This is a genomic window from Nitrococcus sp. (genome assembly GCF_059432795.1).
In genome coordinates, this window is the sequence record NZ_JBXWZQ010000147.1 from 1 (window position 1) to 11,185 (window position 11,185).

The following is an 11,185-nucleotide window of genomic DNA, read 5'->3' on the forward strand; positions in this document are numbered from 1 at the left end:
CTCCTGGAGTGCCTTCGAGCGGATCCGGCAGGGCGTCTACGAGACCATGCTGACGGCACCGGTGACGGTGACCGAGGTGGTCCTCGCGGAACTGTGCTTCGCCTCGACCCGGGCGGTGATCTCGACCCTGGCGGTCACCGCCTTCGCCGTCGGCTTCGGCTGGATCCCGCTGGTCGCCCTGCCGGGACTGCTGCTGGTCTCGGTGGGCGTGGGCGCCGTGTTCGGCGGCATCGGCCAGTTGTTCGCGGCCCTGGCGCCCTCGGTCCACGGCCTGTCGCTGGTGTTCACGCTGGTGGCGACGCCCATGTACTTCTTCTCCGGGAGTTTCTTCCCGGTGGCGGTCCTGCCGGACTGGCTCGAGCCCGTGGCCTGGGTCATGCCGCTGACGCCGCTGGTCCAGCTGGGCCGCGGCTTCGCCATGGGCGATCTGACCGCGGTCCACGCCTGGTGCAGTGTCTACGTCCTGGTGCTGGCGCTGGTGCTGTTCCCGCTGGCGGTGCGCTGCATGCGCCGCCGGCTGCTGCATTGAAAGCCGCCTGCTGCACTGAGGGCGGCCTGCTGCACCGAGGGCAGGGAAAGGAAGGGATGGTGCCGGAGGTGGGACTCGAACCCACACCCCCTCGCGGGGACCGGATTTTGAGTCCGGCGCGTCTACCGGTTCCGCCATCCCGGCTGTCCAGCGCAGCAGTATAAGGCAGCGCCGGTTGCGGCGAAACCCACTCGCCTCGCGCCGCCACTCCGGAGCTGATAGTATCGGTGCCGCTGTTGGGCTCGCCGCACCAACTCTCCGCCATGGCCGTCAATTCAGGACATTCTCTCGCCCTATGCGGGTCAGCGATTTTCACTTCGAGCTACCCGACGAGCTGATCGCCACCGAGCCGCTGCCCGAACGCACGGCGAGCCGGCTGCTGGTGATCGACCCGGCGAGCGGCGCGCGCCGGGATCGTCGGTTCGACGCGTTGGCGGAGCTGCTGCGGGGCGGCGATCTACTGGTCGTCAACGACACGCGCGTGCTCCGTGCCCGCTTGTACGGGGTCAAGGAAAGCGGCGGGCGCGTTGAAGTTCTGCTGGAACGGCTGCTCGATGAGCACTCGGCGCTCGCACACGTGCGGGCGAGCAAAGGGCTCAGGGCCGGCACGCGTTTGTGGCTGGAAGACGCCGTCGCTGCGCTGGTCCTGGGACGCCGAGGTGAGCTCTACGAGCTGCGCTTCGAGGGTGCCGCGCCGGTGCTCGAACTCCTCGATCGCTATGGACACGTGCCGTTGCCGCCGTACTTGCGCCGCGGCGACACACCGACCGACCGGGAACGCTACCAGACCGTATTCGCTGCCCGTCCCGGCGCCGTGGCGGCGCCGACTGCCGGTTTGCACTTTGATCAGGCTCTGCTGCAGCGGCTGGCAGACAAAGGGGTGGCGCAGGCCCGCGTGACGCTGCATGTCGGTGCCGGTACCTTTCAGCCAGTGCGCAGCCAGTGTGTGGAGCAGCATCGAATGCATGCCGAGTACCTGGAGGTCGATTCAGCCGTGTGTGCGCGAGTGGCGCAGACGCGGGCGCGTGGCGGCCGTGTCGTGGCGGTGGGAACGACCGTGGTCCGGGCACTGGAAACCGCGGCGCGCTCGGGCGTGCTGCGTCCCTATCGCGGGGAAACGAGACTTTTCATCTACCCGGGCTATCGATTCCGAACCGTGGATGCGTTGATTACGAATTTTCATCTGCCCCGCTCCAGCCTGCTCATGCTGGTCTGCGCGTTCGCCGGCCGCGAGCAGACGCTGAGTGCCTATCGTCATGCGGTGGCGGCAGGCTATCGTTTCTACAGCTACGGCGATGCGATGTTTATCCATCCGGCATCGCCGCAGGCGCGGGCGTGAGCGTGCGCTTCGAGGTACTCGCGCGCTGCGGACGCGCTCGCCGTGGGCGCCTTGTTTGTGAGCGGGGGGAAATACAGACTCCTGCCTTCATGCCGGTTGGTACCCACGGCACCGTCAAGTCGATGACAGCCGAAGAGTTGCGGGTGCTCGGCGTACAGGTTCTGCTCGCCAACACCTTCCATCTAATGCTGCGACCGGGCACCGAGATTATCGCTGCTCACGGTGATCTGCACGCGTTCATGCATTGGTCGGGGCCGATACTCACCGATTCCGGGGGATTTCAGGTATATAGCCTGGGTGCGAGCCGCCGGGTCACGGAGCAAGGGGTGCAATTCCGCTCTCCGGTGGACGGCGCCCCCGTGTTCATGGGGCCGGAGGAATCCATGGCGGTGCAGCGTTCGCTCGGTGCGGATATCGTCATGGTGTTCGATGAATGTCTCGCCCACCCGTCGACCGAATCCGCCGCCCGCACGTCCATGGAGTTGTCGCTGCGTTGGGCGGCTCGCAGTCGCGTTGCCCACGGCGATAATCCGGCGGCACTGTTCGGCATCGTCCAGGGCGGTCTCTACGAGCCGCTGCGTGAGGCGTCTTTGAATGGGCTCCTGGAGACGGGTTTCGATGGTTATGCGGTGGGCGGTCTGGCCGTGGGTGAGCCGGGCGAGGAACGCCAGCGCGTATTGGAGTTCCTGGATCCCCGGATGCCGCCGGCGTCGCCACGCTATCTCATGGGGGTCGGCAAGCCCGAGGATATCGTCGAGGCGGTACGCCGCGGGATGGATCTGTTCGATTGCGTCATCCCCACGCGCAATGCGCGCAATGGCTTCCTCTACACGCGCGCAGGCACCTTGCGTATCCGCAACAAGCGCTATGCGCAAGATACGCGCCCACTCGACGAGCACTGCGGCTGCTACACGTGTCGTCACTACACGCGTGCGTATCTGCGACATCTGGACCGCTGCAATGAGATTCTCGGAGCGCGGCTCAATACGCTGCACAACCTGTGCTATTACCAGGATCTGATGTGCGAGCTGCGAACGGCGATCGCCCAGGGTCGCCTCGAGAGCTGTATCCGCGAGTTCTACGCCAAACGCGAGCCTCTATGACATAATGCTTGGCTTTCGTCTCGGGCATACGCCTCTATTTGTTCAGCGACGAGGAGCTCACATATGGATTTCCTAATCAGCGACGCCATGGCTCAAAATGGTCAGCCGGTGGGTCCGGGCCTCGGCGGTCTGATCTTTCCGATCGCGCTGATTGCTATCTTCTACTTCCTGCTGATACGCCCGCAGCAAAAGCGCGCCAAGGAGCATAAGAAGCTCGTGGCGAATTTGGGCAGAGGCGATGAGGTCGTCACCAGCGGCGGAATGCTGGGTCAAGTGACGGATGTGGATGAAGGTTATGCCTCCCTTGAGGTCGCGGACGGTATCGAGGTACGGATTCAGAAGGCGGCCGTGACCCAGGTGCTGCCCAAGGGCACCATCAAGCAGAAGCTGAAGCGGGAGGAAGGGTCCGCTATGGCGGGGAAAGGCAAGGCCGAAGGCGGCAAAAGCAAAAAGTGATCGAGCGTTGCCGGAGCAAGCATGACCAATCGCTACCCCCTGTGGAAATACCTCGTTATCGTTGCGGCTCTGGTGGTGGGGCTGCTCTACGCATTGCCGAACCTATACGGTGAGGACCCCGCATTACAGATCACCACCGATCAGGGGGATGCGCCGGCAGAAACGGTGCAGCAAAGAATCCTTGATCTGCTCGACCGCGAGCGGCTTGCGGTCAAAGGCAACGAGGTGCGCGAGAACCACTTCCTGGTTCGCTTCCGCGATACGGAAACGCAGCTGAAGGCCGCCAACCAGGTGGCCCTGGCGCTCGGCCAGCCCTACACCGTGGCGCTCAATTTGGCGCCAACCACCCCCGGCTGGCTGCGCGCGCTCGACGCGCAGCCGATGTATCTGGGGCTCGACCTGCGCGGCGGTGTCCATTTTCTGATGGAAGTGGATACGCAGGCAGCGGTCAAGCAAGCCATGGAGCGTTATGTCAACGCCTTTCGCACACAGTTGCGAGAGGCCCGCATCCGTTACTCCGAGGTGGCGTTGGACGGTCATAGCGTGCAGGTGGCGTTTCATCAGGCGCCGGTACGTGAAGAAGCTTTCCAGGCGTTGCGCAGTGAGTATCCGAAGCTCAACTTCAGCTCCGATGAGCACGACGGGCGCTTTCAGCTGACTGCGCAGCTACCGCAGCGGGAGGTCCGAGAGATCGAAGACCTGGCCGTTCAGCAGAACATCACGACGTTGCGCAATCGCGTCAACGAGCTCGGGGTCGCCGAGCCGGTGATTCAGCGCCAGGGTAGGGACCATATCGTCGTGGAACTGCCCGGCGTTCAGGATACCGCGCGGGCAAAGGACATTCTGGGCGCGACGGCCACCCTGGAATTTCATCTGGTCGACATGAACCACTTTCCCTATCGGGGCGGACCGAACGAGCCGGCACCGCCGGATGACAAGGTCTATGTCAAGCGTGACGGCGGATACGTGCTGCTCAAGCGCGACACCATTCTCACCGGTGAGTTCATCACCGATGCTCAGGCAGGCTTCGATCAGCAAACCGGTGGCCCGGAGGTGACAATTCGGCTCAATGGCGCCGGTGGTAAGATCATGAATCGGTTCACCTCGGAGCACGTCAAGGACTATATGGCCGTGGTGTTCATCGAGAACCAGACGCAAACCCGCGAGGTCGATGGGCAGCTGAAACGTATACGCAGTCGCAGCGAGGAGGTGATCAACGTCGCGCAGATTCAGGAACCGCTGGGCAGCCGTTTCCGGATCACCGGCCTCGACAGCCCGCGTGAGGCCCATAATCTTGCTTTGCTGCTGCGGGCCGGCTCGCTTGCCGCGCCGATCAGCATCGTCGAGGAGCGCACTATCGGGCCGAGCCTCGGTCAGCACAACATCAATCAGGGCTTCCTGGCGGTGTCGATCGGCTTTGCCCTGGTGGTGCTGTTCATGGCGCTCTACTATCGAATGTTCGGCTTGTTCGCCAATGCCGCGTTATTGGCGAACCTGATCCTTATCATCGCCGTGCTGTCCATGCTGCAGGCCACTTTGACCCTGCCGGGAATTGCCGGCATCGTGCTGACCGTGGGGATGGCGGTGGATGCCAACGTGCTGATATTCGAACGCATACGCGAGGAGCTGAAAGCGGGTGCGACGCCGCAGACAGCGATCGACTCCGGCTATGCCAAGGCCTTGTCCACGATCACGGACGCCAACGTGACCACGCTGATTGCGGCGCTGGCCCTGTTCGCGTTCGGCACCGGCCCGGTCAAAGGCTTCGCGGTGACGCTGTGCATCGGCATCATCACGTCGATGTTTACCGCGATCATGGGGACCCGTGCCTTGGCAAACCTCGTCTACGGTGGCCGCCGTGGGGTCCGACTGGCGATCTGAGCTCGAGCGAGGAAGACGATGGATCTGTTCAAACGCCAGAGTCACATCAACTTCATCGGCGTGCGCCGATACGCGGTGCTCCTATCCGCGATCCTGATCCTGGTCGCGCTGGTATCGTTGGCCGTGCGCGGCCTGAAGCTAGGGCTCGATTTCACCGGTGGTACGGTGGTGGAAGTGACCTATCCCGAGCCGGCGGAGCTGAACGAGGTGCGGGAGGCGCTTGCGGCGGCGGGCTACGATGACGCCGTGGTACAACATTTCGGCAGCGCCCGTGATGTGCTCATCCGCATGCCGGCGCAGAAGACTCCCAGCGCCGAGCTTGGGGATCGGATCATGACGGCGCTGGAGAAATCCGGTAAAGCACAGCTCAGCCGAATCGAGTTCGTCGGGCCGCAAGTGGGCCGTCAATTGATCGAAAAAGGAGGGTTGGCGCTGCTCTACACCTTGGCGGGCATTCTGATATATGTCGCATTCCGTTTCGAATATCGTTTCGCGGTCAGCTCGGTTGCGGCATTAATCCATGATGTCATCATCACGGTCGGATGCTTCTCTCTATTTCAAATCGAATTCGATCTGACGGTTCTCGCCGCGGTGCTCGCCGTTATCGGTTACTCGCTCAACGATACGATCGTGGTATTCGATCGAATCCGGGAGAATTTCGTGCGAATGCGCAAGGGCTCGCCCAACGAGATCGTCAATCAGTCGATCAATCAAACGCTGTCGCGCACCCTGATGACGGCGGGGACGACATTGATCGTGGTCGCCACGCTGTACCTGATCGGTGGCGAGCTGATTGCCGGGTTCGCCCTCGCGCTACTCATCGGCATCGTGGTCGGGACTTACTCATCGATCTACATTGCCAGTACGACGGTGCTCGCCATGGGGGTGAGCAAGCAGGATCTGGTGCCGCCGAAGAAGGAGGGCGCCGAATTGGAAGAGCGTCTTTGATTGCCGGCCGAGTGAGTACGGCCGTTGGCCTTGGCCGCGTTGGGACCAGGGTTTCGGGTCGTAACCTAGGCCCGCAGTGAGGCACTGAGATGAGGGGTGATGGTATTCAGTAGGTGCTGACACAGGCGCGGGCTTCCAGCGACCACGTTGCCGGTTAGCAGATAGCGGTCGCGGCCGGAAAAGTCACTGGTGACTCCTCCTGCCTCTTGGACCAGCAGCGCGCCGGCGGCGATATCCCATTCCTTCAGGCCCATTTCCCAGTAGCCATCGAGTCGTCCGCAGGCGACATAGGCCAAGTCGAGGGCGGCCGAGCCGGCGCGGCGCAGGTCCCCGACCTGAGCGAACACGGCGGCGAACATCTTGAGATACGCTGCGCGATGCTCTTCGGGCTGACGAAACGGAAATCCGGTTCCCAGCAGCGTTCCTTCAATGCTGTGGCGGGGATTGACGCGAATGCGGCGGCTCTCCAAAGTAGCACCGGCTCCGCGCTTGGCGGTAAAAAGCTCCTGGCGCAGTGGGTCGTAAATGACACCGACCTCGAGGACGCCACGGTGTTTCAGGGCGATCGAAACCGCCCAGTGCGGGAAGCCGCGGAGGAAGTTCCTGGTGCCATCGAGCGGATCGATCACCCAGACGTATTCGGCGTTCTCGGCCTTGTCGGCGCCACCGAACTCCTCTCCGACCACCGCGTGGCCGGGATAAGCTCGATGCAGCACGTCCTGGATCGCCTGCTCGGCCATGCGATCCACGTCGCTGACGAAATCATTGTGCCCTTTCTCCTCGACCTTTACCCGGTCTAGGCGATCGGCATAGCGTACGATGATGTTGCCGGCGCTGCGCGCGGCGCGCACGGCGATGTTTACCATTGGGTGCATAGCGCGGATGGGGACTCGAACTGCCGAAAGGGCGACGCGAGCAAAGCATACCAGAAAAGATCGGTGCTTGAATCGCCGGCGGCGGCTGCACGTGCCATGAATCCTGACAATGTCCGTATCGTGCTGCTCGGCACCACGCATCCCGGCAACCTCGGGTCGACGGCGCGGGCCATGAAGACGATGGGGCTCTCCAACCTGCACCTGGTCGCTCCCTTGCATTACCCCGACCCGCGGGCTGAGGCGATGGCCGGTCATGCCGTCGATGTGCTGAGCGCCGCGCGCGTTCATGAGAGCCTGATCGCGGCACTTCACGGAACCGCGCTGGTCTTGGGACTGACGGCCCGCCCGCGGCGTCTCGCCGCGGCGGCGCGCGATGCGCGACAGGCGGCGTTGGAAATCGCGCGGGCCAGCATGACTCATCCGGTGGCACTGCTATTCGGCCGCGAGGACTCCGGGCTCAGTAACGCGCAACTCTCGTACTGTCATGGTGTCGTCCATATTCCCGCCAATCCCGACTACCCGGTGCTCAACCTCGCGGCGGCGGTGCAGATTATTTGTTACGAGCTGTGCTTGGCCGGCTGCCCTCGGAGCGAGAGGGATGCCGAGCGGCCCGGCACGGACGACGTGGCGCCGGCTCCCATGGAAGACCTGGAGGGCTTATACGGCCATCTCCAACAGATAATGCAGCTCAGCGGCTATAGCCGGCACCGCCCGGACGATCTGCTCATGCGTCGGCTGCGCCGATTGTTCAACAGGGCCCGGCCCGAGCCCGCCGAGGTCAACCTGCTGCGGGGGATACTCACCGCGATCGAGCGCCGGCTCGGTTGAGGCTGCGTTCGCGTTGGCGCCGACGCTCGCGCAAGCGCAGATGACTGAACCGCTTCCTCGTGGCAGCAGCCGGGGCGAACCCTTTATACTGTGCAGGTGATGCATCATATCGGCCTAAACCAATGCCTGTGTATGTGGGGGCGTTCGGCGACCCGCCCGGGCCGTACGCGAGCGCCCCGCGCATGGCGACACCCTGCGGTTCCTTCTGCATCGGCCGATCGCGAGTCATCACTATGTTCAAACGCTTGAGAGAAGACATCCGTTGCGTGATGGATCGGGATCCCGCCGCACGCAATGTGTTCGAGGTGATCACCAGCTATCCGGGACTGCACGCGTTGCTCGCGCATCGCGTCAACCATTGGTTGTGGCGGCACGGCTTGTGCTGGCTAGGGCGATTCTTGTCGCTTTTCTCGCGCTGGTTTACCGGAATCGAGATCCATCCGGGCGCGACCATCGGGAGGCGCTTTTTCATCGACCACGGCATGGGCGTCGTGATCGGTGAGACGGCCGAAATCGGCGATGACTGCACGCTCTATCATGGGGTGACGCTGGGGGGAACGTCCTGGGAGAAAGGTAAGCGACATCCGACGCTCGCCAATGATGTCATTGTCGGCGCGGGTGCCAAGCTGCTCGGGCCGATTCATGTTGGCATGGGGGCGCGGATCGGTTCCAACGCCGTGGTGGTCAAGGATGTGCCGGAAGGAGCGACGATGATCGGCATTCCGGCCCGGATGGCGGGAGTTCAGCGGCGCGGTTTGACCGCGGAGGACCGCCGTCGCGAGGAAGTGGCAAGACGCATGGGCTTCGATGCCTACGGGGCGACGCGCGGTGTGCCCGACCCCGTATCCAATGCCATCAACGCGATTCTGGATCACGTTCAGGCCACTGACCGGCGCCTGGAGGAGATTTGTGACGCGCTGCGAACGCGCGGGGTTCATGTCGCAAATACCCACTTGCCGGATATCGAAGGCTGCCAGATGGAGGACAACACGATTCCGTCCGAGCAGGAATCGACCGAGCAGGCGAGCGAGGGAGGCACTGGGCGCGGCAAGCAGACGGGTTCTTGAAGCGCGCAATGAGCATGGCAGAGAACGAGACAATTTATCTCGATTATGCGGCCGCCACACCAGTGGATCCGGAGGTCGCGCGGGCCATGGCGAATTACCTCGGGGCGGACGGCGTCTTCGCCAATCCGGCGAGCGAGCACGCACCCGGACGCACGGCGGCGCAGGCGCTCGCGCTGGCGCGAGAACGCGTGGCCGGCCTGATTGGCGCCGAGCCCGATGCGATTGTATTCACGTCGGGGGCGACAGAGGCGAACAATCTCGCTATCGCCGGCGCGGCGCGCTGGCGCCGCCACCACGGTCGTGGGCAGCGAATCGTGACCGTGCGCACGGAGCACAAGTCGGTATTGCAAGTATGTGGCGCCTTGGCTGCCGAGGGTTTCGAGGTGTACTACCTCGATGTCGGTCCGGATGGGCGGCTTGATCCCGCAGCGCTGGATACCGTATTGAATGGTGACACCGCCTTGGTCTCGATCATGCACGTCAACAACGAGACCGGCGTGGTGCAGAATCTAATGGACGTGGCCGCGCGGGTGAAGGCGGTGGGCGCGTTCCTGCACGTCGATGCCGTGCAGAGCGCCGGACGCCTGCCGCTCGATATGCGAACCTTGCCCGTGGATCTACTTTCTTTATCCGCCCATAAGCTTTATGGACCCAAAGGGATCGGTGCGCTCTATGTCCGGCAGCAGCCGCGGGTGCGCCTGTCGCCTATTTTGCATGGCGGCGGTCAGGAAGCCGGCCTGCGTCCAGGCACGGTGCCCGTGCATCAAGCGGTCGGCATGGGGGTCGCGTACGAACTGGCCGTCCAACGCGGCGAAGTCGATGCGTTGCGGCTCGAGGGCTTGCGGCAGCGCTTGCGGGAATCACTGGCCGCCTGGGGCGGGGTGGTGCTCAATGGCCGTGACGACGGCGCGGGGCATATACTCAACGTAAGCTTCGTCGGGATCCAGGGGGAAACCCTGGCTTATGAGTTGCAAGCGGCGAACCTCGCGGTGGCTTCCGGGTCGGCGTGCACGGCGGCATCGAGTCGAGGGCCATCGCATGTGCTCCAAGCGATGGGGCGGCCGCCGGCGCTGGCGCACGCGAGCGTGCGATTCAGCCTGGGTCGCTCTACCACGACGCGTGACATCGACCGGGCAGTCGAGCGGATTCGCCGGCGGCTGGAGCCTGTGCGTGCGCTCTCGCCACTGTGGCGTGATTGGTGCCGGGGGCGCTCTCTGCAGTCGCTCTACGAGACGGTCACGCCGCTGACGGTACTTGAAAATTCGCCTGGAGCACGCACTTTTGAAGGCACTTAAGCTCGGTTCGACTGCCGTGGCCTGTTATCATGAACGCAGTCGAGCCGGTATCCCAAGCGGGGCGGATTGGTCGATCGGTCAAGCGGGCATGCCGCGCGACGGCATCTGGGTGCGCTTCGGGGCGCGGCTGGCGGATGGGCGGATCATTGACGCCCGCTACGAGGTGTTCGGCTGCCCGGCGGCTGTTGCCGCCGCAGCATGGGCGGCGGATCGAGTCATTGGAGCGACGCCTGCGACGATAGCAAGCCTGGCGGGAAGAGAAATCGCCGAGGCCCTGGAGTTGCCGGTCGAGAAAACGGGTGTCGCTCTGGTGGTCGAGGATGCACTAAAGGATGCCCTCGCCGCTTCCGGCTCGTTGATTGGACAGGATTAGCGCATCAGGAGGTTGGGACAAATGGCGATACAAGTGACGGAAAGCGCGGCTGCGCACATCCGCAGCGCACTGACCCGACATGGCTCCGCAGTGGGGATGCGACTGGGTGTCAAGACTTCTGGCTGCTCTGGATTCGCCTACACGGTGGCCTACGCCGAACACGTAGACGAGCACGATGCCGTGTTTGAGAACCACGGGATCAAACTGGTGGTGGATCCGAAGAGTCTGCCGTTTCTGGACGGTATGGAAGTGGACTTCGTTCGTGAAGGGCTCAACGTGGGGTTAAGCGTTCGTAACCCGCCCTGCGAGGCCTATTGCGGCGGCGGGGAGAGAATTGCGGTCGAGCTGGCCCGTCGGCGTTCTGGGGCGCCCCGCTGTGGCTTGGGAGCGGGCGGGCCACTCGTGTCGGACAGGAGGTAGCGGTTCAGCGAATTAACAGAGGTCGGATAGTCAAGTGCCAGTGCAACGCACACTTGCGATCATCAAGCCCG

The 11,185-nt window shown here is 63.6% G+C and carries 11 protein-coding genes, 1 tRNA gene and 1 pseudogene; 11 read left to right on the plus strand and 2 right to left on the minus strand.

The window, feature by feature from the left end; genetic code table 11:
- A partial coding sequence (locus AC52Q4_RS10695; protein WP_495536785.1) for an ABC transporter permease occupies positions 1-529 on the plus strand: 529 nt, incomplete at its 5' end.
- Between the two features lie 57 nt (positions 530-586).
- Here the strand turns inward: AC52Q4_RS10695 and AC52Q4_RS10700 are convergent.
- Positions 587-673 (minus strand) — tRNA-Leu (locus AC52Q4_RS10700).
- A gap of 151 nt (positions 674-824) precedes the next feature.
- On the opposite strand from AC52Q4_RS10700, the gene queA reads away from it, so the two are divergent.
- The 5 genes from queA to secF all read left to right on the plus strand — a co-directional run bounded on the left by queA (position 825) and on the right by secF (position 6,256).
- The gene (gene queA, locus AC52Q4_RS10705) at positions 825-1,868 is read left to right on the plus strand and encodes a tRNA preQ1(34) S-adenosylmethionine ribosyltransferase-isomerase QueA (protein WP_495536786.1); all 1,044 of its coding nucleotides are present in this window, start codon (positions 825-827) and stop codon (positions 1,866-1,868) included.
- A 2-nt stretch (positions 1,869-1,870) separates the two neighbouring features.
- Positions 1,871-2,971 (plus strand): tRNA guanosine(34) transglycosylase Tgt, encoded by a 1,101-nt coding sequence (gene tgt / locus AC52Q4_RS10710; RefSeq protein ID WP_495536794.1) that lies wholly within the window; start codon positions 1,871-1,873, stop codon positions 2,969-2,971.
- A gap of 63 nt (positions 2,972-3,034) precedes the next feature.
- Positions 3,035-3,427, plus strand: a complete 393-nt coding sequence (gene yajC / locus AC52Q4_RS10715; RefSeq protein WP_495536787.1) for a preprotein translocase subunit YajC — start codon at positions 3,035-3,037, stop codon at positions 3,425-3,427.
- Between the two features lie 21 nt (positions 3,428-3,448).
- Positions 3,449-5,308 carry a protein translocase subunit SecD gene (gene secD, locus AC52Q4_RS10720; protein WP_495536788.1) on the plus strand — a complete coding sequence of 620 codons (1,860 nt, stop codon included), beginning with the start codon at positions 3,449-3,451 and terminating at the stop codon, positions 5,306-5,308.
- An 18-nt stretch (positions 5,309-5,326) separates the two neighbouring features.
- The gene (secF, locus tag AC52Q4_RS10725) at positions 5,327-6,256 is read left to right on the plus strand and encodes a protein translocase subunit SecF (protein ID WP_495536789.1); all 930 of its coding nucleotides are present in this window, start codon (positions 5,327-5,329) and stop codon (positions 6,254-6,256) included.
- Between the two features lie 65 nt (positions 6,257-6,321).
- Here the strand turns inward: secF and AC52Q4_RS10730 are convergent, their stop codons facing one another.
- Complete coding sequence (locus tag AC52Q4_RS10730; RefSeq protein WP_495536790.1) at positions 6,322-7,131, minus strand: inositol monophosphatase family protein; 810 nt, start codon at positions 7,129-7,131, stop codon at positions 6,322-6,324.
- Positions 7,132-7,227: 96 nt separating this feature from the next.
- Here AC52Q4_RS10730 and AC52Q4_RS10735 point away from each other — a divergent pair, with 96 nt between their 5' ends.
- The 5 genes and pseudogenes from AC52Q4_RS10735 to AC52Q4_RS10755 form a co-directional block, all read left to right on the plus strand.
- A complete protein-coding gene (locus tag AC52Q4_RS10735; protein ID WP_495536791.1) occupies positions 7,228-7,959 on the plus strand; it encodes an RNA methyltransferase in 732 nt (243 codons plus the stop codon).
- 233 nt (positions 7,960-8,192) lie between these two features.
- Positions 8,193-9,026, plus strand: a complete 834-nt coding sequence (gene cysE / locus AC52Q4_RS10740) for a serine O-acetyltransferase (RefSeq protein WP_495536795.1) — start codon at positions 8,193-8,195, stop codon at positions 9,024-9,026.
- Positions 9,027-9,034: 8 nt separating this feature from the next.
- On the plus strand, positions 9,035-10,321 hold the full coding sequence (locus tag AC52Q4_RS10745; RefSeq protein ID WP_495536792.1) for a cysteine desulfurase family protein: 1,287 nt from the start codon (positions 9,035-9,037) through the stop codon (positions 10,319-10,321).
- Positions 10,308-10,694, plus strand: a complete 387-nt coding sequence (locus AC52Q4_RS10750) for an iron-sulfur cluster assembly scaffold protein (RefSeq protein ID WP_495536793.1) — start codon at positions 10,308-10,310, stop codon at positions 10,692-10,694. Before AC52Q4_RS10745 ends, AC52Q4_RS10750 begins: the two co-directional genes overlap by 14 nt.
- Positions 10,695-10,715: 21 nt before the next feature.
- Positions 10,716-11,036: pseudogene (locus AC52Q4_RS10755) on the plus strand (HesB/IscA family protein); the annotation flags it as partial.
- Positions 11,037-11,185 lie beyond the last annotated feature (149 nt).

Bases quoted from the DNA above. Each gene is read 5' to 3' on its own strand.
- queA (WP_495536786.1), top strand. From the start codon at position 825: ATGCGGGTCAGCGATTTTCACTTCGAGCTACCCGACGAGCTGATCGCC.
- yajC (WP_495536787.1), top strand. From the start codon at position 3,035: ATGGATTTCCTAATCAGCGACGCCATGGCTCAAAATGGTCAGCCGGTG.
- secD (WP_495536788.1), top strand. From the start codon at position 3,449: ATGACCAATCGCTACCCCCTGTGGAAATACCTCGTTATCGTTGCGGCT.
- secF (WP_495536789.1), top strand. From the start codon at position 5,327: ATGGATCTGTTCAAACGCCAGAGTCACATCAACTTCATCGGCGTGCGC.
- AC52Q4_RS10730 (WP_495536790.1), bottom strand. From the start codon at position 7,131: ATGCACCCAATGGTAAACATCGCCGTGCGCGCCGCGCGCAGCGCCGGC.
- AC52Q4_RS10735 (WP_495536791.1), top strand. From the start codon at position 7,228: ATGAATCCTGACAATGTCCGTATCGTGCTGCTCGGCACCACGCATCCC.
- cysE (WP_495536795.1), top strand. From the start codon at position 8,193: ATGTTCAAACGCTTGAGAGAAGACATCCGTTGCGTGATGGATCGGGAT.
- AC52Q4_RS10745 (WP_495536792.1), top strand. From the start codon at position 9,035: ATGAGCATGGCAGAGAACGAGACAATTTATCTCGATTATGCGGCCGCC.